Origin of the sequence: Pseudomonas sihuiensis (genome assembly GCF_900106015.1) — a bacterium.
GTDB classification, from domain to species: domain Bacteria; phylum Pseudomonadota; class Gammaproteobacteria; order Pseudomonadales; family Pseudomonadaceae; genus Aquipseudomonas; species Aquipseudomonas sihuiensis.
The window spans coordinates 61,581-83,248 of sequence record NZ_LT629797.1 but is presented as its reverse complement, the minus strand read 5'-3'; the positions used below and the strand labels follow the sequence as shown (position 1 = coordinate 83,248).

At 62.3% G+C, this 21,668-nt stretch carries 23 protein-coding genes; 14 read left to right on the top strand and 9 right to left on the bottom strand.

Annotation, left to right across the window (positions count from 1 at the left end; translation table 11 throughout):
- Positions 1 to 81 precede the first annotated feature (81 nt).
- The 7 genes from BLT86_RS00445 to BLT86_RS00415 form a co-directional block, all read right to left on the bottom strand.
- Positions 82 to 1,386: an OprO/OprP family phosphate-selective porin gene (locus tag BLT86_RS00445; protein WP_017677980.1), complete on the bottom strand. Its 1,305-nt coding sequence runs from the start codon at positions 1,384 to 1,386 to the stop codon at positions 82 to 84.
- Positions 1,387 to 1,544: 158 nt separating this feature from the next.
- Positions 1,545 to 1,877 carry a YnfA family protein gene (locus BLT86_RS00440; protein WP_017677981.1) on the bottom strand — a complete coding sequence of 111 codons (333 nt, stop codon included), beginning with the start codon at positions 1,875 to 1,877 and terminating at the stop codon, positions 1,545 to 1,547.
- A gap of 9 nt (positions 1,878 to 1,886) precedes the next feature.
- The gene (locus BLT86_RS00435; protein ID WP_092374144.1) at positions 1,887 to 2,315 is read right to left on the bottom strand and encodes a hypothetical protein; all 429 of its coding nucleotides are present in this window, start codon (positions 2,313 to 2,315) and stop codon (positions 1,887 to 1,889) included.
- Between the two features lie 74 nt (positions 2,316 to 2,389).
- Entirely contained in the window at positions 2,390 to 3,553 is a 1,164-nt protein-coding gene (locus BLT86_RS00430) for an MFS transporter (protein ID WP_026088670.1), read from the bottom strand.
- A 100-nt stretch (positions 3,554 to 3,653) separates the two neighbouring features.
- On the bottom strand, positions 3,654 to 4,466 hold the full coding sequence (locus BLT86_RS00425; RefSeq protein ID WP_017677984.1) for an SDR family oxidoreductase: 813 nt from the start codon (positions 4,464 to 4,466) through the stop codon (positions 3,654 to 3,656).
- Positions 4,467 to 4,571: 105 nt separating this feature from the next.
- Positions 4,572 to 4,940, bottom strand: coding sequence for a DUF2784 domain-containing protein (locus tag BLT86_RS00420; protein WP_017677985.1), 369 nt, complete (start codon positions 4,938 to 4,940; stop codon positions 4,572 to 4,574).
- A 6-nt stretch (positions 4,941 to 4,946) separates the two neighbouring features.
- Positions 4,947 to 5,276: a DHCW motif cupin fold protein gene (locus BLT86_RS00415; RefSeq protein ID WP_017677986.1), complete on the bottom strand. Its 330-nt coding sequence runs from the start codon at positions 5,274 to 5,276 to the stop codon at positions 4,947 to 4,949.
- A gap of 192 nt (positions 5,277 to 5,468) precedes the next feature.
- On the opposite strand from BLT86_RS00415, the gene BLT86_RS00410 reads away from it, so the two are divergent.
- The 4 genes from BLT86_RS00410 to BLT86_RS00395 all read left to right on the top strand — a co-directional run bounded on the left by BLT86_RS00410 (position 5,469) and on the right by BLT86_RS00395 (position 8,873).
- On the top strand, positions 5,469 to 5,693 hold the full coding sequence (locus tag BLT86_RS00410; RefSeq protein WP_017677987.1) for a DUF2061 domain-containing protein: 225 nt from the start codon (positions 5,469 to 5,471) through the stop codon (positions 5,691 to 5,693).
- 154 nt (positions 5,694 to 5,847) lie between these two features.
- Positions 5,848 to 7,146: an alpha/beta fold hydrolase family protein gene (locus tag BLT86_RS00405; protein WP_017677988.1), complete on the top strand. Its 1,299-nt coding sequence runs from the start codon at positions 5,848 to 5,850 to the stop codon at positions 7,144 to 7,146.
- 13 nt (positions 7,147 to 7,159) lie between these two features.
- Positions 7,160 to 7,909 carry an MlaA family lipoprotein gene (locus tag BLT86_RS00400; RefSeq protein ID WP_231976629.1) on the top strand — a complete coding sequence of 250 codons (750 nt, stop codon included), beginning with the start codon at positions 7,160 to 7,162 and terminating at the stop codon, positions 7,907 to 7,909.
- Positions 7,910 to 8,018: 109 nt separating this feature from the next.
- Entirely contained in the window at positions 8,019 to 8,873 is an 855-nt protein-coding gene (locus BLT86_RS00395; protein WP_017677990.1) for a pirin family protein, read from the top strand.
- A gap of 6 nt (positions 8,874 to 8,879) precedes the next feature.
- On the opposite strand, the gene BLT86_RS00390 is transcribed toward BLT86_RS00395, so the two are convergent.
- Both BLT86_RS00390 and BLT86_RS00385 read right to left on the bottom strand, forming a co-directional pair.
- The gene (locus BLT86_RS00390; protein WP_092374141.1) at positions 8,880 to 10,061 is read right to left on the bottom strand and encodes a patatin-like phospholipase family protein; all 1,182 of its coding nucleotides are present in this window, start codon (positions 10,059 to 10,061) and stop codon (positions 8,880 to 8,882) included.
- A 35-nt stretch (positions 10,062 to 10,096) separates the two neighbouring features.
- Positions 10,097 to 11,029: a lipid A biosynthesis lauroyl acyltransferase gene (locus BLT86_RS00385; protein ID WP_092374138.1), complete on the bottom strand. Its 933-nt coding sequence runs from the start codon at positions 11,027 to 11,029 to the stop codon at positions 10,097 to 10,099.
- 217 nt (positions 11,030 to 11,246) lie between these two features.
- Here BLT86_RS00385 and minC point away from each other — a divergent pair, with 217 nt between their 5' ends.
- The 10 genes from minC (at position 11,247) to BLT86_RS00335 (ending at position 21,574) form a co-directional block, all read left to right on the top strand.
- Positions 11,247 to 11,978: a septum site-determining protein MinC gene (minC, locus tag BLT86_RS00380; RefSeq protein WP_092374135.1), complete on the top strand. Its 732-nt coding sequence runs from the start codon at positions 11,247 to 11,249 to the stop codon at positions 11,976 to 11,978.
- 100 nt (positions 11,979 to 12,078) lie between these two features.
- The gene (gene minD, locus BLT86_RS00375; protein ID WP_084341516.1) at positions 12,079 to 12,894 is read left to right on the top strand and encodes a septum site-determining protein MinD; all 816 of its coding nucleotides are present in this window, start codon (positions 12,079 to 12,081) and stop codon (positions 12,892 to 12,894) included.
- The gene (gene minE / locus BLT86_RS00370) at positions 12,891 to 13,145 is read left to right on the top strand and encodes a cell division topological specificity factor MinE (protein ID WP_069517044.1); all 255 of its coding nucleotides are present in this window, start codon (positions 12,891 to 12,893) and stop codon (positions 13,143 to 13,145) included. Before minD ends, minE begins: the two co-directional genes overlap by 4 nt.
- Before the next feature lie 149 nt (positions 13,146 to 13,294).
- On the top strand, positions 13,295 to 13,930 hold the full coding sequence (locus BLT86_RS00365; protein WP_017677995.1) for an RluA family pseudouridine synthase: 636 nt from the start codon (positions 13,295 to 13,297) through the stop codon (positions 13,928 to 13,930).
- A gap of 309 nt (positions 13,931 to 14,239) precedes the next feature.
- Positions 14,240 to 14,944, top strand: coding sequence for an ABC transporter ATP-binding protein (locus BLT86_RS00360; protein WP_031306440.1), 705 nt, complete (start codon positions 14,240 to 14,242; stop codon positions 14,942 to 14,944).
- 8 nt (positions 14,945 to 14,952) lie between these two features.
- Positions 14,953 to 16,155, top strand: coding sequence for an ABC transporter permease (locus BLT86_RS00355; RefSeq protein WP_021488301.1), 1,203 nt, complete (start codon positions 14,953 to 14,955; stop codon positions 16,153 to 16,155).
- Positions 16,148 to 17,635, top strand: a complete 1,488-nt coding sequence (locus tag BLT86_RS00350; RefSeq protein WP_231976571.1) for a TolC family protein — start codon at positions 16,148 to 16,150, stop codon at positions 17,633 to 17,635. The genes BLT86_RS00355 and BLT86_RS00350 overlap by 8 nt, the downstream gene beginning before the upstream one ends.
- Positions 17,625 to 18,890: an efflux RND transporter periplasmic adaptor subunit gene (locus BLT86_RS00345; RefSeq protein ID WP_092374129.1), complete on the top strand. Its 1,266-nt coding sequence runs from the start codon at positions 17,625 to 17,627 to the stop codon at positions 18,888 to 18,890. Before BLT86_RS00350 ends, BLT86_RS00345 begins: the two co-directional genes overlap by 11 nt.
- 579 nt (positions 18,891 to 19,469) lie before the next feature.
- Positions 19,470 to 19,991 carry an alkane oxidation protein activator PraB gene (gene praB, locus BLT86_RS00340; RefSeq protein WP_021488298.1) on the top strand — a complete coding sequence of 174 codons (522 nt, stop codon included), beginning with the start codon at positions 19,470 to 19,472 and terminating at the stop codon, positions 19,989 to 19,991.
- 158 nt (positions 19,992 to 20,149) lie between these two features.
- Positions 20,150 to 21,574, top strand: a complete 1,425-nt coding sequence (locus tag BLT86_RS00335; RefSeq protein WP_092374126.1) for an outer membrane protein transport protein — start codon at positions 20,150 to 20,152, stop codon at positions 21,572 to 21,574.
- Positions 21,575 to 21,668 lie beyond the last annotated feature (94 nt).

Below are 21,668 nucleotides of genomic sequence, written 5' to 3'. Positions count from 1 at the left end.
GAAACATCTCCAAAGGACTTGGCGATAAAAAAGCCCCGCCATTGGCGGGGCTCAATCAGGAGCAACGGATGAAGGTATTGCTTAGAACACGTACTGCAGGCGACCTACGATTGCCTTGCCGTCATCCTGCACGCTCTTGCCACCGACCTGGTTGGAGGTGTTGATGTTGTCCACCTGGTAATCGACGTAGTTCAGGCTGGTACGGACGGACGGGGTAACGAAGTAGTTCACACCCACCACCATGGCCTTGGTCTCGAACTCATCGTTCACGTCGTCAGCCACGATACCGGCCAGACCCAGGTTGCCCGGAATGGCGCCCGCATCGGAATCGATTGTGGTGCTTTCGTAACGGGCGAAGACTTCCCAGGAACCTTTCATGTTGTCCGGCTTGTCCCACTTACCGTCAGCAGCCTTGTACTGGCGCACGCCGTTGAACATGTAGGAAACCTGAGCGTAGTAACCGCTGAGGTCGACGTCGGATTTCGCACCGGCCAGAGTTTCACCACTGATCTGACGCTGGAAGTACTCAGCCTGCGCACGGAAAGAGCCGAACTGAGCACCGGACTCCAGCACCCATTCAACGTCCTTGTCAGCCACGCGCACGTCGCCAAAGGTCAGGCGGAAGTCGTTGTCGCTACGGATACCCATGCGGGTGCGAGCGCGAGCACGGTTATCGTCGGACTCGCTGTTGTGGTAGTTGGCAGCGAGGTGAATGACGTCAGTGCCATTGAGGTACGGAGCCCAGTGAGCGCGAAGGGTATAGCCGTACAGCTCGTCGTTGTCCTCGCTCTTGTAGTTGTTGTCACCTTCGTAGGTGGCAACCTGAGCCATCAGGCCGTAGTTGTCACCGGAGTGTTTGAAGTTGACGCCGAACTGAGTGTCCTCATCACCATTGAGGAAGTCGTACATGAACGGACGTTCGATGGCGGTGATCCAGGAAGAGCTGGTGGTGTTTTCCAGGCCGTAGTCAACGCCGAAACGGCCGACGGTGAAGGTACCGATGTCCAGGCCGGTGTAGGCGATGAAAGCGCGGTCGACACTGGTGTCATCGGCTTCGTCGTAGCTCAGGCGAAGACCCCAGTCCCAATCGCTGTAGGCGGTGCCTTCGAGGCCGAACTCACCGCGACGGATGAAGGTGTTGAAGGTATCGTCGAACGGCTTGTTCTGATCGGCAGCCATCAGACCATCGAATTGAGTAGCGTCCCACTGCAGCTTGCCGCTCAGCTTGAAGCTGAACGCCTTGTCGGTGGTAGCGACTTCCAGGCCGCCTTTGGTCTTGATCACGAGATCGGCGCCGTCAGTGGTGACGGTACCGGCGAAAGCCTGGGCGGAGACGGCCAGAGCCAGGGCGCTGGCTGCGAAACCGGCGAAGTGCTTACGGATCATCGAGGATTCCCCTGTTGGACTTTAAGTGTTGAAAACACCCGAGCAATGGGCTCGTTCGTGTTGGGGGGAATCTTGGCGAGGGGTTATTTCAGCTCAGTTGCCGATATATAAAGATTTGATGACAGCGGAACTTTTTACTTCCTATGCTTATAAGCAGATCAGGAGGAATGTAGCCGCGGTCCCAGCAGGATGATCAAAGCCCCCGCCAGACACAGCGCAGCACCCAACCAGTCGCTGAGCATTGGCCGGGTCTTTTCAATCAAGGCCAGCCACACCAGCGAAGCGACGATATAGACACCGCCATAGGCGGCATACGCGCGACCAGCGAAGGAGGCTTCGACGCGGGTCAGAATCAGTGCGAACAGCGCCAGGCTGAGCAGCCCGGGCGCGATCCACCAGGCGCTGCGATCAAGCCGCAGCCACATCCAGAAGGCATAACAGCCGGCGATCTCGAACAGGGCCGCCAACAGAAACCATAGATAGTTGATCATCCTCGCCTCCTAACCGCGCAAAGCGCCTTCGCGCTCCCAGGCGCAACGCACGCGTAGCCCACCTTCCTGCGGACTATGAAAGCCGCTATCGGACTCCCAGCGAAAGGTATGCATGCCGTTGAGTTCGGTTTCCAGATGCACCACCGCGCAGGCCCAGTACAGACGCTTGAGCAGCGCCTCGAAGGCTTCGATCCACAGGTTCCATTCGTACTCGATCGCGCCATAGCTGGCGCCGAAGTGGATCACCTGGGTCTGGTACAAGCCGGCACCGGGTAGATCGCAGAAGGAGAACATTTCACGACCAAGAAACGGCCAGAGCTCACCGGCCGGCAATTCGGCCAGCACGCCATGATTGGTTTCACGGCGCAGGCGACGTTGCTCGGGGTCATCCGAGGGCCAGTCGCGGATGCAGCCATAGACGATGGATTCGGACTCCACACCGGCACTCCTGAAAAAGCAGAACGCCTTCTAACACAGCACGCCTGGGCAAGAAAGGAACTGCTGCCAATTCTTCAGCGAGGCTGACGTCTGCTACACCCCAGCAACCACGCCACCAGCGTCATCACCAGCGCCAACGCAGTGAGCACTGCAAACGGCAGACGGTAGCTGCCGGACAGGTCGCGCGCCAAGCCGGTGAGAATGGGCGTCAGGCAACCCAGGCTGTAACCGGTGAACAGCATCATCGCCGTCCAGCGGCTGACAGCCATCGGCGAGCCGGCTTCGTAGAGCGGTAGCACCAGCGACAGGGCGAAGGAGCCGCCCAGCGAAAAACCCAGGATCACCGCCCACAGTTCCGGAACGAAACGCGGCATAAAGGTGACCATCGCCAGGCAACCGCAGGTGACCGCACCGCAAGCCAACAGTAGCGGATAACGCGCGTTGTAGCGCTGCGCCAGCCAGGGCAGCAGGAACGAGCTGGGCAGCCCCATGAGCATGGCCAGACTAAGCAGCGAGTTGCTGCGCAGCATGCTCAGCCCCGCTTCGTGATAACGCGCCACGGCCCAGGTCGCGATGGCATAGAACAAGCCCGCTTGAATGGCGAAGAAGCAACTGATCAGCCACGCGCGCGGCTGCCGCCAGGGCAGGCCACCGCTTTCCTGCTCATTGGCAGCACCCGCCTGGTTGGGCAGCCACAGCCAGAGCATGACCCCGAACAGCGCAGGTGCCGCCCATACCGCCAGGCCCAGGTGCCAGGCGTCACCGAACAACGCGGTGGCCGGCGCGGTGAGCACTGCGCCACCAGCCCCACCAATGGCCATACCCAGTGAATACCAGCCCACCACGCGCCCCATCTGGCTGGCGAAGTGACGCCTGATGAATCCCGACAACAACGGCCCGGCGACCGCGATGCCAGCGCCCAGGGCAATGGCGCTGCCGATCAACACCGCACTCTGGTGCGCGGCCAGACGTGCCAGCAGCGCCAGGCCGATCAGCCCAAGGCAGAGCACGATGGTGCGTTCGAGCCCCCAGCGCATGGCCAGGCGCGGCGCCAGCGGTGCGAGCAGGCCCATGCACAACACCGGCAAGGCCGTGGTCAGGCTGATGAAGCTGCGACTCAGCGACAGCTCTGCAGCGATGCGTTCGATCAGCGGTGCAAGGGAGGTGATGCCGGGGCGCAAATTGATCGCCGCCAGCACCAGGGCCACTAGCAGTAGGGCCCGAGGGACTGGTTTCACGAGGTATCCGAAGTCATTACGGCAGGCAGGCCGGGGCGGCCACCCTACCCCCGGAGGTCACACCAGGCAAGCCTGCCGGCGAAAATAGCTGACTCCATGGTCAGCTGATCGATTTGACCTTGCCGCGCATTTTTTCGGCCATGCTGGCCATCTCGTCGTACAGCGCCTGCGGATTCTTCTGCTTCAGTGCCCAGGCCATACGGCCCATCTCATGCGGCAGAATCAGGAAGCTGCCCTTGGCCACTTCGTCATGAATGTAAGTAGCGATATCTGCTGCGCTGATCGGCGAGCTTTCCAGCAGCTTGCCGACCTGGGCCTTCATCGCCGGAGTAGGGCCACGGAAGGAGTCCAGCAGGTTGGTCTGGAAGAAGGATGGGCAGACCACGTGCACGCCGATCTCCAGTTGACGCAGCTCTACCAGCAGACTTTCCGACAGCGCCACCACACCGGCCTTGGCGACGTTGTAGTTGCTCATGCCCGGCCCCTGCATCAGGGCCGCCATCGAGGCGATGTTGACGATCTTGCCCTTACTCTTTTCCAGCAGCGGCAGGAATGCCTTGCAACCCTTGACCACGCCCATCAGATTGATCGAGATCTGCCAGTCCCAGTCCTCCAGCGACAGCTCGCTGAAAAAGCCGCCAGAGGCGACACCGGCGTTGTTGACGATGATGTCGATACCACCGAACTGCTCCTCGCAGGCCTGCGCCAGAGCGGTCAGCTGGCTGTAGTCACGCACGTCGCAGCGTCGGGTGAAGCCATCACCGCCAGCCTCACGGACCAGTTTCAATGTTTCCGCCAGGCCGGCCTCGTTGACGTCGGCCAGCGCCAGTCGCCAGCCCTCGCGTGCCCAACGCAGGGCAATTTCGCGTCCCAGGCCGGAGCCCGCGCCAGTGATCATCATGCGGTTTTGCATAGCAGCCCTGCCTTCAATGTTTGGTTGCAATGATTGGCAGTGTAGCGAAGGCAATAAAGCACCCGCGCCTTCATCAGACTTATGAATAGGCAGGGCAAATCGCGATCAAGCCTTGTTGCGCCAGCGCCAGATCAGCCAGCCGTATACGCTCAGGTTGACCAACACCACGATCGCGCCCAGATAGAGCTGGATCTTTGGCGTGAGCCCGGCCGGATAGATCAGCGGTATCAGGTAATGCTCGATAAAGCCGCCGTCATAGCCAGCCTGCCCGGCCGCGCGGCGTAACTGGTTTTCCCAGGGCGTCAGCGGACAACCCAGATGCAAACACTCCACCACGATGCCCCAGACCACTGCAGGTATATGCAGCCAGATCAGACGCGGCCAGCGCAGCAGCAACAAGCCACCCAGTAGCACGAACAGGATGAAACCCAGGTGCACCAGCACCAGGGCATCGGCAGCCATGCGCCAAAGCATTGCGGCTCAGTCCACCACGAACAGGCGTGCGCCAGACATCGTCGATGAACGATGAGCCTCGGCCCCATCCGCCACCTGATAACTCATACCAGGCTTGAGCACGAATACCCGGCCATCCTCAAGCTCGGTGGTCAGCTCTCCCTCCAGACACAACAGCACATGCCCTTTTCGGCACCAGTGGTCGGCCAGGTAGCCCGGCGAATACTCGACCATGCGCACACGCAGCGCACCGAACTGGCAAGTACGCCAACGTGCCACGCCTCGCTCACCCGGATGCTCGGTCGCTGGTATAGCAGCCCAGTCCGTTACGCCGAAGGGAATATCACTAATCTGCATCGCCCAACTCCACCGAAAGAGAGCGCCACCTTAACGCAGACACCCCGAGGCAAAATAAATAGAAAGAGACTCTCTAAGAACAGAAATCAATTGACCAACACTATCGAGACCATGCAAAGGCCACATTTCCCGACACTGACGAACAGGACTAGCCTCTCTTACATGACGAAATGATTCTCAACGAGGTGCATCATGCTCAAGACCCTGACCTTCACCATCATGCACTTCTGCATCGCCTTCGGCGTCACCTACGCCCTGACTGGCAGTGTCGCAGCCAGCGGCATGGTGGCGGCCATCGAGCCCCTGTGCAACTCGGTGGGCTTCTACTTTCACGAGAAGGTCTGGCAGCGTTTCGAACGCCGTCGTCAGCCTGCGGCAGAGCGCCCAAAGCATGCCTGGCTGCACCACCACGCCTGATTGAAAAAGCCTGGAGTCAGTCGGCGCGCCTCTTGTTGCGGCTACGCATGTTTCCTTGAGATAAGGCAGGATAGTCTGGCACTTTGCCCCGCTTGCTGCTGTCATAAGCCAGCTGCTCAACCCAGACGTTCTCTTATTCAAAGGGACTTAATACATGCCCAGCCTTGCCCGACTCGCCGCCTTGCTCGGCGGCCTGGTCTTCTGTGCCTCCGCGATGGCCGCCGACGTGGATGCCGAAAGCTACGGCTACCCACTGGCCAACCCTTTCGAGGCGACCATCGCCACCACGCCGCCGGAGCTGCGCCCGACGCTGCCGGCCGATGGCGACATCCGGCAACGCGACTACTCGGTACGCCTGCGCCCGGATCGTGAGTTTGAATTGCTGGACAACTTCTGGCCGGTGACCAAGCTGCGTTACCGCCTGGCCCAGCAGAACGGTCGTGCGCCGCTGATTTTCATCATCTCCGGCACCGGCGCGCACTATGCCAGCGGCACCACCGAATACCTGAAGAAGCTGTTCTACGGCGCTGGCTTCCATGTCGTACAGCTGTCGTCACCGACCAGCTACGACTTCATGGCCGCTGCCTCGCGCTCGGCCACGCCAGGCTACAGCCCGGATGATGCCGACGATCTGTACCGCGCCATGCAGGCCGTGCGTGCCCAGCATCCAAAGCTGGAGGTCAGCGAGTTCCTGCTGACCGGCTACAGCCTGGGGGCGCTGCATGCCGCCTTCGTCAGCCAGTTGGACGAAACCCGGCGTGCCTTCGATTTCAAACGCGTGCTGCTGCTCAACCCGCCGGTCAACCTCTACACCTCTGTCAGCAACCTGGACAAGCTGGTGCAGACCAAGGTGCAAGGCATCGACAACAGCACCAATTTCTATGATTTGGTGCTGGGCAAGCTGACTCGCTACTTCAACGACAAGGGCTACCTCGATATCAACGAGGCCATGCTCTACGACTTCCAGCAATCCAAGGAAAAACTCTCCGACGAGCAGATGGCAATGCTGATCGGCACCTCGTTCCGCTTCTCGTCTGCCGATATCGTCTTCACTTCGGACCTGCTCAACCGCCGCGGCCTGATCACTCCGCGCGACTACCGCATCACCGAGAGCACCAGCCTCACGCCATTCTTCCAGATGGCCCTGCGCTGCGACTTCGACTGCTACATCGCCGAACAGTTGATGCCCATGTGGCGTGCGCGTTATGACGGCGGCAGCCTCAACCAGTTGATCGACAAGAGCAGCCTCTACGCCCTGGAGGACTACCTCAAAGGCAGCGACAAGGTCTCGGTGATGCACAATGCCGACGACCTGATCCTCGGCCCGGGCGACATCGGCTTCCTGCGCCGCACTTTCGGCGACCGCCTGACCCTTTACCCGCGTGGCGGGCACTGCGGCAACCTCAACTATCGCGTCAACAGTGACGCCATGCTGGAGTTCTTCCGTGGTTAAGCACAGCACTCTCATCTTTGCCCTGCTGCTGGCCAGCGGGCAGACACTGGCCGAAAGCCAGGTCGACGCAGACGGTTTCACCAACCCGCTGCAGAACCTGCAGTTCAACCCAGGACTGGATCAGCAGGAGTTCGAACGCGCCTCCAGTGACGCCCTGCAGGTCTATGACCCGCTGGAGTCGTGGAACCGCCGCGTCTACCACTTCAACTACCGCTTCGATCAATGGGTATTCCTGCCCGTGGTCGACGGCTATCGCTACGTCACACCGAACCTGGTGCAAACCGGCGTGCACAACTTCTTCAACAACCTCGGCGAGATTCCCACGCTGGCCAACAGCGTGCTGCAGCTCAAGGGCAAGCGGGCGATGAACAGCACCGCGCGGTTGCTGTTCAATACCATCCTCGGTGTCGGCGGTATCTGGGACCCGGCGACGAAGATGGGCCTACCCCGATTGAGCGAAGACTTCGGCCAAACCCTGGGCTACTACGGCGTACCCGCAGGGCCTTACCTGATGCTGCCACTGCTCGGACCATCGAACCTGCGCGACACCGGCGGGCTGGTGGCGGACTACAGCCTGGAGAACGCGGTCAATTACCTCGATGTGGCCGACGCCAGTCGCAGCAATCCCGGCATCACCGCACTGCGCATCGTCGACACCCGCGCCAATACCGGCTTCCGCTATGGCCAACTCAACTCGCCGTTCGAGTACGAGAAGATCCGCTACTTCTACAACGAGTCGCGCAAGCTGAAGATTGCCGACTGAGCCCTCGGCCATGCATCGAATTTATCGATGCATGGCCCGCAAATTTTCCACACAAACATCGATTAAATGCGACTAGCATGGCGTCATTCCTACCTTTCAAGGAGCCGCCATGACCTCGCAACGCCGCGTCATCAGCATCCAGCCTGGCCAACCCGCCTCGGACGGCGCCGGTGTGCGCCTCAACCGCGTGATCGGCGGACCGGGCCTGGAACGCTTCGACCCCTTCCTGATGCTCGACGAGTTTTCCACCGACAACCCCGACGACTACATCGCCGGCTTCCCGCCGCACCCGCATCGTGGTTTCGAAACCATCACCTACATGCTCGAAGGGCGCATGCGCCATGAAGACCATCTGGGCAACGTCGGCCTGCTCGGCAGCGGCGGCGTGCAATGGATGACGGCTGCGCGCGGCATCATCCACAGCGAGATGCCCGAGCAGGAGTCCGGCGCCATGCGCGGCTTCCAACTGTGGCTCAACCTGCCAGCCAAGGACAAGTTGGGTGAAGCGGGCTACCGCGATATTCCAGCCACCGACATCCCGCGCATCAACACGGCGTCCGGCGCCGAGGTGGTGGTGATCGCTGGTGAATTCGATGACGGCGAGATCCGCCAGGCCGGCGCCGTGCAGCGGCCACATACCCAGCCTCAGCTGTTCGACCTGAACCTGCCGGCCGGCAGTCAGGTTTCACCGCGCCTGGCCGATGGTCAGCGGGTCATGCTGTACGTTTACCAAGGCCTGCTCGAGCTGCCCGAGGCCAGTACACAACCGGTCAGCGCCGGGCGTCTGGTGCGGCTATCCGACGAGGGTGAGCTGCACCTGGCCAGCACCCATGGTGCGCGGGTATTGCTGATCGCCGGCACACCACTGAACGAACCCATCGTCCAGTACGGACCGTTCGTGATGAACAGCCGCGAGGAAATCGAGCAGGCCATGCGCGATTTTCGTGATGGTGTGCTGGCCTGACGTGCATCAAGCGGAATGGGCGACCTCGGCCAACCCGAGAAAACGGCAGAGGTCGGCCTTGCGCGCCATCGCATCCTGATAACCCAACTCGATCAGTTCACTGCAATAGCCGGGCTCGAACAGCAGGTAGCTGAGCACCCCCGCTCCACCGGCTTTGGTTGCCCCAGGACCACGCAGAAACAGACGCAGCGCCCTGGGCAGCTCGCGCTGATGACGCGCGGCGATCTGATCCAGCGGCTGGCTCGGCGCGATCACCAGCACGTCCACCGGGTTCAAACCCAAGCCACGCGGACGCCGCTCCGGCGGCACCAGTGCGCTCATCTGGTTGAGCCGTTCGAGCTGCTCGATGTCCGTCTCCAGATTGTCGATAAAGGTGCTGTTGAGCATATGCCCGCCGATCTGCGCCAGGCTCGGCGGGCGATTGGCCGGGGTGACCGGCACAGGGGCCGAGGCATTGCTCTGTGCATTGCCACTCACGCCAATCACCAGCACGCGACTGGCCCCCAGGTGCAAGGCCGGGCTGATCGGCGCCGCCTGGCGTACCGCGCCGTCGCCGAAGTATTCGCGGTTGATCTTCACCGGCGGGAATATCAGCGGAATCGACGCACTGGCCAGCAAGTGTTCGAGGCGCAGCCGCGTCGGCACCCCGACACGACGGTGGCGAAACCAGGGGTCGATGGTCGCGCGGCCCTGATAGAAGGTCATCGCCTGACCGCTTTCATAGCCGAAGGCCGTCACCGCCACGGCCCGCAACTGTCGATGACGCACGGCAGCCGCGATACCGGAGAGGTCCAGCTCGCGCTCCAGCAACTCGCGCAATGGCGAACTGTCGAGCAAGGCCACCGGAACATCGCGCCCCAGGCCAAGCAGGCTGTGACCGACGAAACGCGCCGCCTGGCGCAGCACGCCCGGCCAGTCGCTGCGGTACACCATATGGGTGTGAAAGCCCTGCCAGACAGAGGTCAGGCGCCGCACGGCTTCGCCGAACTGCAACGCGCCGCAGGCCAGGCCAACGGCGTTGATCGCCCCGGCCGAAGTGCCGACTATCACCGGAAAGGGATTGTGCGAGGCATCCGGCAGCAGATCGGCAATGGCTGCCAGCACCCCGACCTGATAGGCCGCCCGCGCCCCGCCGCCGGAGAGGATCAGCCCGGTCACGGGCGCATCGGGACTGGCAATCACGGTCATCGGGCGATCCTGTTTTTCGTTGCAGTATAGATGGGCTACGCGCGCTTTCCGTACAGCTTCGGCTCGCCCTCGGGACGCGTCTTGAAGCGACGGTGCGCCCACAGGTACTGCTCCGGGCAGGCGCTCACCACTTGCTCGATCCACTGATTGATGCGCAGGCAATCGGCCTCTTCGCTGTCACCCGGGAAGCCTTCAAGCGGCGGATGGATCACCAGGCGATAACCGCTGCCGTCGGCCAAACGCTGCTGGGTGAACGGCACCACACGCGCCTTGCCCAGGCGAGCGAACTTGGTGGTGGCGGTAACCGTCGCCGCCTGGATACCGAACAACGGCACGAAGATGCTCTGCTTGCGCCCATAGTCCTGATCCGGCGCGTACCAGATGGCGCGACCGGCACGCAGCACCTTGAGCATCGCTCGAATATCCTCACGCTCGATAGCGGTGGCATCGAGGTTGTGGCGTTCGCGGCCACGGCGCTGGATGTAGTCGAACAGCGGGTTGTCGTGCTCGCGGTACATGCCGTCGATGGTGTGCAACTGACCGAGCAGAGCGGCGCCAATCTCCAGGGTGGTGAAATGCACGGCCATGAGGATCACGCCCTGCCCCTCGGCCTGCGCCCGCTGCAGATGCTCGAGGCCCTCGACATGCGCCAGGCGAGCCAGGCGCGCCTTGGGCCACCACCAGCTCATGGCCATTTCGAAGAAGGCAATACCGGTGGAGGCGAAATTCTCCTTGAGCAGGCGCTCGCGCTCGGCAGCGCTCTTGTCGGGGAAGCAAAGCTCCAGATTGCGCGCAGCGATCTGCCGGCGCGAGCTTGCCGTGCGGTACATCAGCCAGCCCAGTGCCCGCCCCAGTTTCAGTTGCAGGCCGTAAGGCAGTTGCACCACCAGCCACAGCAATCCGAAGCCCAGCCACAGTGGCCAGAAGCGCGGATGAAGAAAATAGGCGCGAAAGCGGGGGCGATCCATGAGGCGTTTCCGATCACATACAAAGCCGCGCATTCTAACGCAGTTTTCCCCCTCGCTCGGCGGCTTCGCTGCGAGCCATGCTGGTCACGGCGACCGCCCAGCGGCGGGACAGCTTCGCCTCCGGTCGGACTCGTCTGCTCAGGCGGCTTGCGGCATGCGGGCTATCTCGTTATAAGTCCGGCATCTTTCGACTCGCCAGAAGGCCCATCGCACCACCATGAGCCAAGCCGACCTCCTCGCCCAAGACCCCGTATTCCAGCTCAAGGGCAGCATGCTCGCCATCACCGTGATGGAACTGGCGCACAACGATCTCGAACGCCTCGACGCGCAACTGACGGAAAAAGTCGCCCAGGCCCCGGCCTTCTTCAGCAACACGCCGCTGGTGCTGGCCCTGGACAAACTGCCGGAAGGCGAAGGTGAACTGGACCTGGCCCAACTGATGGCTTTGTGTCGCCGCCATGGCCTGCGCACCCTGGCCATCCGCGCCGTACGCGAAAGTGATGTGGCTGCCGCCGAAGCCATGGATCTGCCCGTGCTGCCGCCGTCCGGCGCGCGCGAGCGGCCTATCGACCCGGCGCCGCCGAAGAAGGTCGAGGTAAAACCCGCCGAGCCCGAGCACAAGCCCGCCCGGGTCGTCACCACACCAGTGCGCGGCGGCCAGCAGATCTATGCCCAGGGTGGCGACCTGATCGTCCTGGCAGCGGTCAGCGCCGGGGCGGAACTTCTCGCCGATGGCAACATCCATGTTTACGCGCCCATGCGTGGCCGCGCCCTGGCGGGCATCAAAGGCAACACCAAGGCACGGATTTTCTGTCAGCAAATGGGCGCCGAAATGCTGTCGATTGCCGGCCATTACAAGGTCGCCGAAGACCTGCGCCGTGACCCGCTGTGGGGCGATGCGGTACATGTCAGCCTGTCGGGTGATGTGTTGAACATCACCCGCCTTTAACGGATACTGCGGCCACTTTTTTACGGACACAAAAAGGCATCTGGAAGCCTCGATTGGCTGACGGATTCCCGCGTTTTATTCATTTTTAGGGTGAATCACCTTGGCCAAGATCCTCGTAGTCACTTCCGGCAAGGGTGGCGTCGGTAAAACCACCACCAGCGCCGCCATCGGTACCGGCCTCGCCCTGCGCGGGCACAAGACTGTCATCGTCGACTTCGACGTCGGCCTGCGTAACCTCGACCTGATCATGGGCTGCGAACGCCGCGTGGTGTACGACTTCGTCAACGTGGTCAACGGCGAAGCCACCCTCACTCAGGCCCTGATCAAGGACAAGCGTCTCGAGAACCTCTACGTGCTGGCCGCCAGCCAGACCCGTGACAAGGACGCACTGACCCTCGAAGGCGTCGAGAAAGTCATCAATGAGCTGTCGCAAAATTTCGAATATGTGGTCTGCGACTCGCCTGCTGGTATCGAGAAGGGTGCACACCTGGCGATGTATTTCGCCGACGAAGCCATCGTCGTGACCAACCCGGAAGTGTCCTCGGTACGTGACTCCGACCGCATGCTCGGCCTACTGGCGAGCAAATCGCGCCGCGCCGAGAAAGGCGAAGACCCGATCAAGGAACACCTGCTGCTGACCCGTTACAACCCCGAGCGCGTCACCAAGGGCGAAATGCTCGGCGTCGAAGACGTCGAGGAAATCCTCGCCATCCGCCTGCTCGGCGTGATCCCCGAATCCCAGGCCGTGCTCAAGGCGTCCAACCAGGGCATCCCGGTCATCCTCGATGACCAAAGCGATGCCGGCCAGGCCTACAGCGACGCTGTTGATCGCCTGCTTGGCAAGGAAGTCGCGCACCGCTTCCTGGATGTGAAGAAGCAGGGCTTCCTGCAGCGCCTGTTTGGAGGTCGAGAATGAATATTTTTGACTTCTTGCGCTCGCGCAAGAAGGAAACCACCGCATCCATCGCCAAGGAGCGCCTGCAGATCATCGTTGCCCACGAACGTGGCCAGCGCAGCCAGCCGGACTACCTGCCGGCCCTGCAGCAGGAACTGGTGGAAGTGATCCGCAAGTACGTCAACATCGACTCTGACCAGGTACAGGTTGCACTGGAAAACCAGGGCAGCTGCTCGATTCTGGAGTTGAACATCACTCTGCCGGATCGTTAATCGAGTCCAGTTGCGCTCACGGCGGCTTCGGCCGCCGTGTTCGTTTGTAGCCATCGATAGCCCGTAGGAGCGAGCTCTGCTCGCGAATATCGGTGACCTGCATTTTTCGCGAGCAGAGCTCGCTCCTACCAGACCGTTGCGAACGCCCCATGCCGCTAAGCCAGATCGAAATTCTCCACCAGGACGCCGCCTTGTTGGTGATCAACAAGCCCACCCTGCTGCTGTCGGTGCCGGGCCGCGCCGATGACAACAAGGATTGCCTGGTCACCCGCCTGCAGGAAAACGGCTACCCCGAGGCGCGCATCGTCCATCGGCTGGACTGGGAAACCTCCGGCATCATCGTCCTGGCCCGCGATGCCGACAGCCACCGCGAGCTGTCGCGCCAGTTCCACGACCGTGAAACCGAGAAGGCCTACACCGCCCTGTGCTGGGGCCAGCCGCAGGCCGACAGCGGCAGCATCGACCTGCCGCTGCGCTACGACCCGCCGACCAAACCACGCCACGTGGTCGATCACGAACTGGGCAAACACGCCCTGACCCACTGGCGCGTCATCGAGCGCTGCGGCGACTGGTGCCGGGTCGAGCTCACGCCCATCACCGGGCGCTCGCACCAGTTGCGCGTGCATATGCTGTCCATCGGCCATCCACTGCTGGGCGACCGCCTCTACGCTCACGAACAGGCCCTGGCCGCCCATGAGCGCCTGTGCCTGCACGCCAGCATGCTCGCCCTCACCCACCCGCAAACCGGTGAGCGCATGCGTTTCGAGTGCCCCGCTCCGTTCTGATCTGTCGCCTGCGCCGAGGGCAGCCCGATGCCTGCCCTCATCCATCTCCCGTTTCGGCACGCTCAGCCACCCGACATGGAAGGTGTGAGCATCGGTAACACTGCCTGCGCGAACCAGAAGAAAGTTGGCTTTACAGACAAGCCAGCGCTGCCAATCCTGCTATCGGGCATGGTCCTGTTGCGACCGCTTTCAGAAAGACGACCGCCCTCTGATTTCCCGGAACAGAGCCCTATGGCGTCGGCTCCGTGAAGTGCCTGACAAGGCGATGCTCAGTGGTTCATCGACATGGACGCAGGCAGTGGCATCGGGATGCTCGAAAACAATAACGAAGAACAGCTCATCCAGTTGCAGCACATTGGCAAGCACTACCGGCTTGCCGACAAAACGCTGCATATCCTCGACGACGTCTGCCTGCGGATCGCCAGCGGGGAGAGCTGCGCCGTCCTCGGCAGCTCCGGTTCGGGCAAGAGCACCCTGCTCAACGTGCTCGGCCTGCTCGACCTGCCCGATACCGGCAACTACCGCCTCAATGGCATCGAGGTCGCCCAGGCCAGCCCGGACCAGTTGGCCGCCCTGCGTAACCAGCTGATCGGTTTCGTCTTCCAGAGCTTCAACCTGCTTCCCCGCCTCAGCGCACTGGACAACGTCGCCTTGCCCCTGACCTATCGCGGCATCGCGCCGCGCCAGGCGCGCGAACAGGCGCACGCCATGCTCGCCAGGGTCGGCCTGGTCGAACGCAGCGAGCATCGCCCCGCCAGCCTGTCCGGTGGGCAGCGCCAACGCGTCGCCATCGCCCGCGCGCTGGTCGGCAAGCCTGCACTGATCCTCGCCGACGAACCGACCGGTAATCTCGATGCCAGCACAGCCCAGGAGATCATGGCGTTGCTGCTCGAGCTCAACCGCGAGCAAGGCGTGACGCTGATCGTGGTCACGCATGACCCGCTGATCGCCAACCGCCTGGCGCGCCAGGTCGAGGTGCACCAGGGACTGCTGCGCGAGGCCGGCGCAGCATGAGCCCGGCCATGCCGTTGAGTACCGGGCCGAGCGCCGCACAGATACTGGTCGAGGCGCTGAACAGCCTGCGCATGCTCGGTCGGCGCTCCTTGCTGGCCCTGCTGGGCATCGTCATGGGCAGTTGCTCGGTGGTGGCCCTGCTCAACATCGGCGGCAATGCCGCCGCGCAATCGATAGCGATCTTCCGCAACCTGGGCAGCGATACCCTGGTGCTGCAGCTGCCACCACAACCCACCGGGCGCGACGGCCTGCCCCTGCGTCTGAGCGTGGAAGCGCTGGGTCGACAAACCCCGGCCGTCGCCAGCCTGTCTCCGGTGATGACCTATGGCGCACCGGCGATCTTCCACGGACGGATCGGCAACGCCAACATCATCGGCGCCGACCCGGCACTGTTCGAGGCCGCGCGTCTGGATATCGCCAGCGGCCGGTCGCTGTCGGGGTTCGACCGCAAGGAAGCCTATGCGGTCATCGGCGCCTCGCTGGCACAGACCCTGAGCCTGCCGGACGATCCGCTGCAACCGGGTGATCAGTTACGCCTGCAGTCCTATCAGTTCAGGGTCGTCGGCATTCTCCAGGAAGGTGCCCCCGGCATGCTCCTGCCGTTCAATGCCAACGAAACGCTGTTCATCCCCATGGAGGGCATGACGCGCATCAACCCCGTGCCACAGATCAGCCACGTTGTGGCCCGCGCCAACAGCGCCGAAGAAGTCATCCAGGCCGGCGAGCAATTGCGCCAGGCTCTCACCCAGCGCATCGCTGGGGATGCTCCGGTTACCCTGATCTTCGCGCAGCAGATCCTCGAGGGCATGCAACAGCAGACCCGAACCTTCACCTACCTGCTGGCAGCGCTCGGCGTCGTCTCGCTGATAGGTGGTGGCGTAGGCGTGATGAACGTGATGCTGATGAACGTCAGCGAACGCCGCCGGGAGATCGGCGTGCGCCTGGCCCTGGGCGCACGGCGCAGAGATATCCGCAACCTGTTCCTGGTCGAGGCCGTGGCCTTGACCAGCGTTGGTGCACTGCTGGGCGCCGTTCTCGGCATGCTGGGAGGCTGGGGCTATGCGCAGCTGTCTGGCTGGGCATTCTTTCTGGCACCCGGCGCGCTGCCCCTGGGCATCGGCAGTACGGTACTGGTCGGCCTGTTCTTCGGTCTGCATCCGGCCATCGCCGCGTCACGCCTGCAACCGGTAGAGGCGCTGCGCGATGAATAGGCGACTGGCGCTCGGCGCGTTCCTCATCGTTACCCTCAGCGCACCAGCACAGGCGTGGCGGGAAGAGCCCTTGCGCCCTTCGGCACCCAGCATGCCCGACCCGGCGCCAGCTGAACTGCTCAGTGAACAGATGGCCGACCTGTCGCTGGTCGACGCGGTGTTTCTCGGGCTGCGCAACAACCGCTCGATCAAGAGCGCCTACCTCTGGCGCATCGCCGACAAGTTCGACCTGCGGGTATCGGAGGACGCGTTCAACCCCAAACTGTATCTCTCCAACAGCTACCGAGCCTCGCGGGGGCATGCCGATAGCCAGCGTGCGGGTCAGTTCGGCGCCACAGCGACCTTGCTGGGAGAATACGGCACCGTGGTCAGCCTCGGCTGGAGCAAGTACCACACGCAAGCCAACCAGGCGGGCTGGCGCCGCAACGACGGCGTCGACTTCAGCATCATCCAGCCGCTACTGCGTGGCGGCGGGCGCGACGTCACCACCGCGCCACTGCAACTCGCGCAACTGACCGAAGAGGCCAACAGGCTCGGCCTCAAGGCCGGTATCTCGCAGACCGTCGCGGCGATCATCTTCGCTTACCGCGAGCTGCTGCGCGCCCAGGAGCAGCTGGACATCGCCAGGGCCGCCCTGCAGCGTTCGCAGGAGCTGTTGAGCGTCAACCAGGCGATGATCGAGGCTGGGCGGATGGCGGAGTTCGAGGTGGTGCAGACCGAAGCCAGCCTGGCCAGCCAGGAGCTGGGCGTCGAGGAAGCGGCCAATCTGGTCGACAGCAGCCGCCTGGAGCTGCTGCGCCTGCTCGCGCTGGATCTCTCTTCGCCAGTGCGGGCAACCGATGCCCTGCACGCTGAAGCGATCGAGATCGACCCCGGCCAGGCCATCAGTCTGGCCGAGCGACAGCAACCCGACTTTCTGCGCCAGTTGATCATGCGCCAGCAAGCGGACATCAACCTGCTGGTCGCCAAGAACCAGAGCCTCTGGGATCTGTCGCTCGAAGTCGGCGCCAATCAGGCCAGAGATCGCTACGGCTCGACCTATGGCAATGGCGCAGATCGCAGCTGGGACAGCTATGCCGGCATACGGCTCGACATCCCCATCGGCGATCTGAGCAGACGCCAGGGGGAAGTACATGCCCGGATCAACGTCGAAGATCAGCAACTGCAGTTGGCCGATGCCCGGCAGGCACTGATCCGCAACGTCAAGGATGTCATACGGGATGTAAGCACCCGCTGGCGCCAGTACGAAATCGCCCAGCGTGGTGTGGAACTGTCCAAGCGCAAGCTGGCGATCGAACGGGACAAGCTGGCCGCTGGGCGCTCCAGCAACTTTCAGGTGCTGAGCTTCGAGAGCGACCTGCAGAACGCCGAGAACGCTCGTCTCAACACCGTGATCGCCTACCTCAACGCGCAGACGCAGCTGGACCTGACCCTGGGCATGACGCTGGAAAGCTGGGACATCATTCTCAATGACCACTAAGCGCAAACACTGGCGCCTACCGCGCCCGATGATCACCGGACTCGCACTGCTGGCGGGCATCGCAGCGCTGTCGTTCCAGATGCAGCCACGCGCCACCGCCGAACCGCCATCCGGGCAGTGGCTGGCCGTGCAGCCGAGCAACCTGGAGCATCGCATCGGCCTGGTCGGCCGCATCGAACCAGCGCGCACCATCAGCATCAGCGCTCCGTTTGGCGGCAACATCGCCAACAACTTCGTCGAACCCGGGCAACGGGTCATCAAGGGCGAGCGTTTGCTCAGCATGGATGCCAGCGAGCTGGAGGTGCAGGTACGTGATGCCCTCTCCACGCTGCTCAAGGCCCGTCGTACGGTGCGCGAACTTCAGGACTGGGAGGCGGGACAGGAGGTAAGCCGGGCACGGCGTGCCCTGCGCAGCGTGCAGATGGGCCTGGACGGCAACGAACAGAAACTCAAGGACACACGCTCCCTGCATGAGCGAGGCATCGTTGCCCGCAACGAACTGGAAGAGCTGGAACGACAGACGCAGCTGCAGCGCCTCGACCTGCAGGCCGCGGAGGCAGAGCTGCAAGCCGTGCTTGAGCGCGGCCGCGGCGAGTACCGGCAGATCGCCGAGATGGAGCTGGCCAATGCCGAGGTCAAGCACTCAGCCCTGAGCCGACAGTTGGCCTCAGGAGATATCCTCGCGCCGTTCTCCGGCATCGTCGTGCAGGCCCCCGGCATAAGCGCCGAAGAGGCAGCCAAGGGCCCGGTGCAGACAGGCAGCCGAGTCAGCCAGGGCCAGCCCCTGTTCGGCCTCGCCAGTATCGAGGGGCTGCGCGTCATTGCCCGAGTCGCCGAACTGGACGTCAACCAGTTGAAAGAAGGCCAGCCGGTCGACGTTACCGGCGACGGTTTCGATGGCCAGCACCTGCAAGGCAAGGTCATGGTGGTGGGCGGCCAGGCCCTCGGCGGTAGCGTGCCCGGCGGCAGCTCTCAGTTCGAAGTCGTGGTGAGCATCCCGGAACTGGATGAAGCGCAGATGCGCCAGGTCAGGCTGGGCATGAGCGCCAAGCTGAGCATCCTCACCTATCACAATCCCGACGCGCTCGTGGTGCCCAGCGCCGCAATGCGTCGAGCCGGAGACAAGTGGCTGCTCGACTACCGCAGCGCCCCCGAGCATCCCGTCAGCGTGGTCGAAGTCGAGGCCGGACGCTCGATGCCTGATGGGCTGGAAGTCTTCGGGCTCGAGCCCGGTTACGTACGAGTCGCAAACTGAGCACACCGCCCCCATCCATTGGTATGGATCGGCGACAGGCGGTGTGTAGCTTCTTCCCGGTTACTCACAGCTGATCGATCGGTCAGCAGTCCTACCCATCCTTGGCTGGGGTTTTCTTTCGCCACGGAAGATTACCTTAGAGGCAGACAACGAGCCCGCCGATTGCACCGCACGGTCTGCATATCGCTCAACTCGAATGGTCCTGCCAACACATAACGGGGAGCTTGAACCAGATGGAACTGCTCGCTAGGCAACTCTTCATCCGCTCCTGCTTTCTGTCTGGGCGCAATCACATCACGCCTCGGCATGTTGTGGCCTCCCACTCTATTTCTTCAGCCATTACACCCGGCAAGAAATAAGGACGTTTCACCGCGATTCGGCGAACTTTTGCTTCGCCTGCAAAACAGTCAACTGCATGCATATGACGACACCTGCATGAAGTTAGCTGTATCCCGAGCGCCTGCCTGAAAAAACACTCGGGACTGTTCGGAAAGTTCGGGCTGGAAGAGATAGGTCTGTGTTTTGTTGTGCATCTCGTAACAGCCATACATACAACAACAATCTGTTAGTGAGGAAACAATGAAAAACAACAAACTGGTTAGTGTCATCGGTGCCCTGGCAATCGGCCTGGGTATTTCCGGTATGGCCTCGGCGGCCACCATCACGGGTAGCTCTCCGTTCACCGCAACTGGCACCATCGGCGTTTCGGGGCCCTCGTCCTTTGGCGCAACGGTGAACTGCAGCGTCGTCTTCAACGGCACCATCAACGCCGGCGGGGCTAGCGCCAACATCAACACCGTGACCGTCAGTGGTAGCGGCCTGTGTGCCCTGCCGACCATCACCGGCCTGCCATGGACACTGACTCCAAGCACCACCACCGACGGTGGCGAAACCTGGCTCGGTACCGTATCCGGCGTCGGCTTCACCATCGCCGGTGCCCCGCCCCTGATCCCGGCCTCCAACTGCGCAGGCCCGACCACCATCAACGTGCAATGGACCAACTCCAATAGCACCCTGCGCGTCACCTCCGCACAGGCACTGGCAGGCAACTGCAACATTCGTTCTCTGAACGTTCAGGCGCCGGCCATTTCGGTCAACTGAATAGTTGCACGTAGTAATAACCCGCGTCCGAATTGAATCGTTCAATAACGACGCGGGTTATTGGAAGTAATGAAGTTCTCAGACAAAAGAGATCAGCCATGCGCAATAAAAATAATATTCTCTCTGCCAAAACACACCGAACTATCTGGATTGCCGCCATGGCAGGTTCCATGTTGGCCGCTTCTCAGGTTCAGGCGGGCGCATTCGGTGTTCCGACCTACGGCACACCAGGCTGGGGCCGTGCATTTGCTGGCGGTTCTATGTGGAAGAACGATCCCAGCGCTGCGTTCAACAACCCTGCCGCCATGGCATTCATCGACCATAACGTCGCTCAGGTGTCCGTGCACCATGCACGGGTCAGCCTGAAGTACAAAGGCAACGTCTACGACCATCAGGGCGACCCGCGCTCGGATCGCGACCTGGAATTTGACCCGGCCGGTAACCCGACCGGCAACATCATCGATAACGGTCCCATCACCAACGATGGCGGTCAGGGTGGTTTCGGCAAGGCACTGCCCACCAGCTTTCTGGTCATGCCGATCAACGACCGATTGAGCTTCGGCCTGAGCCAGGTGGTGCCCATGGGCGCGCAAACCACCTGGGATGGTGACTGGAAAGGTCAGGACTTCGCGGTGGATACCAAGATCGAGACTGTCGGCCTCACCGGCTCCCTGTCCTTCAAGGTCAACGATGCCTTTGCCGTCGGCGGTGGCGTCATCGTCCAGCACACCAAGGGCTTCATCAGCCAGAACCTCGATCTGCTGGCTGCTGCCGGCACGCCATCGTCCCAGCTACCGCTGGGCCTGCCACCAGGTATCAGCGATGCGCTGATCCGGGTGAAGGTGGACAACACCTCCTTCGGCTGGTTTGCCGGTGTCGCATGGAAACCTACCGAGCGCGACACGCTGGGCCTCAACTATCACGCCCGCATTCGCAACAAGCTCGAAGGGGACTACAACATCCATGCGGATCAATATTCCTATGATCTGATGACCAACCCGCTGTTTCCTCCGGTCTTCGGCGATGCGACCGCCATCGAACTGGCCTTCCCCGGCCTGAACCTGAACCCGGACGGCGCCGATGCCAAGTCCCGTCTGGATGTACCTGCCAGCGCCACGCTGGACTGGGTCCATGAGTTCAACGACCGCTTCTCGTTGGGTGCCAGCGTTACTTGGACGCAATGGTCATCGTTCAAGGAACTCAAGCTCGAATCCAACGGCAACACCCTGGTAGTCATTCCCTACGACTACAAGGACACCTGGATGTACTCGATCGGCGGCGATTATCGCGTCACCGAGCAGCTCACCCTGCGTGCCGGCGTGGCCCTGGATCAGACGCCAACCCGCAACTCCACCCGTGACGCGCGGATTCCCGATGGCGATCGCACCTTCGTCTCTTTCGGTGGCAGCTACCGCTTCGCCACCGAGCCGAACCTGAGCATCGACGCGGCCTACTCCCACCAGTTCGTCGACAAGGCGCGGCTGCGCACCGTCAACCAGGATCGCCTGGGCGGCGCCAGCATGGATGGTGAAGTGAAAGCCAAGGGTGACGTGTTCAGCCTATCGGCCACCTACAAATTCTGATTTGCAGCGTACGGATACCGGCAGATCGGGGCTCTGTCGGTATCCGTTTTTTTGTTCCGGGCACTCGTCATCTGATACTGCCGTCCCTCACGCA

Excerpts from the sequence above, each read along its gene's own strand:
- BLT86_RS00395 (WP_017677990.1), top strand. The coding sequence starts at position 8,019 with ATGACCTCGCAACGCCGCGTCATCAGCATCCAGCCTGGCCAACCCGCC.
- BLT86_RS00405 (WP_017677988.1), top strand. The coding sequence starts at position 5,848 with ATGCCCAGCCTTGCCCGACTCGCCGCCTTGCTCGGCGGCCTGGTCTTC.
- BLT86_RS00365 (WP_017677995.1), top strand. The coding sequence starts at position 13,295 with ATGCCGCTAAGCCAGATCGAAATTCTCCACCAGGACGCCGCCTTGTTG.
- BLT86_RS00440 (WP_017677981.1), bottom strand. The coding sequence starts at position 1,877 with ATGATCAACTATCTATGGTTTCTGTTGGCGGCCCTGTTCGAGATCGCC.
- BLT86_RS00425 (WP_017677984.1), bottom strand. The coding sequence starts at position 4,466 with ATGCAAAACCGCATGATGATCACTGGCGCGGGCTCCGGCCTGGGACGC.
- BLT86_RS00420 (WP_017677985.1), bottom strand. The coding sequence starts at position 4,940 with ATGCTTTGGCGCATGGCTGCCGATGCCCTGGTGCTGGTGCACCTGGGT.
- BLT86_RS00445 (WP_017677980.1), bottom strand. The coding sequence starts at position 1,386 with ATGATCCGTAAGCACTTCGCCGGTTTCGCAGCCAGCGCCCTGGCTCTG.
- BLT86_RS00415 (WP_017677986.1), bottom strand. The coding sequence starts at position 5,276 with ATGCAGATTAGTGATATTCCCTTCGGCGTAACGGACTGGGCTGCTATA.
- BLT86_RS00360 (WP_031306440.1), top strand. The coding sequence starts at position 14,240 with ATGCTCGAAAACAATAACGAAGAACAGCTCATCCAGTTGCAGCACATT.
- praB (WP_021488298.1), top strand. The coding sequence starts at position 19,470 with ATGAAAAACAACAAACTGGTTAGTGTCATCGGTGCCCTGGCAATCGGC.
- BLT86_RS00350 (WP_231976571.1), top strand. The coding sequence starts at position 16,148 with ATGAATAGGCGACTGGCGCTCGGCGCGTTCCTCATCGTTACCCTCAGC.
- minC (WP_092374135.1), top strand. The coding sequence starts at position 11,247 with ATGAGCCAAGCCGACCTCCTCGCCCAAGACCCCGTATTCCAGCTCAAG.
- BLT86_RS00385 (WP_092374138.1), bottom strand. The coding sequence starts at position 11,029 with ATGGATCGCCCCCGCTTTCGCGCCTATTTTCTTCATCCGCGCTTCTGG.
- BLT86_RS00335 (WP_092374126.1), top strand. The coding sequence starts at position 20,150 with ATGGCAGGTTCCATGTTGGCCGCTTCTCAGGTTCAGGCGGGCGCATTC.
- BLT86_RS00410 (WP_017677987.1), top strand. The coding sequence starts at position 5,469 with ATGCTCAAGACCCTGACCTTCACCATCATGCACTTCTGCATCGCCTTC.
- BLT86_RS00345 (WP_092374129.1), top strand. The coding sequence starts at position 17,625 with ATGACCACTAAGCGCAAACACTGGCGCCTACCGCGCCCGATGATCACC.
- minE (WP_069517044.1), top strand. The coding sequence starts at position 12,891 with ATGAATATTTTTGACTTCTTGCGCTCGCGCAAGAAGGAAACCACCGCA.
- BLT86_RS00355 (WP_021488301.1), top strand. The coding sequence starts at position 14,953 with ATGCCGTTGAGTACCGGGCCGAGCGCCGCACAGATACTGGTCGAGGCG.
- BLT86_RS00390 (WP_092374141.1), bottom strand. The coding sequence starts at position 10,061 with ATGACCGTGATTGCCAGTCCCGATGCGCCCGTGACCGGGCTGATCCTC.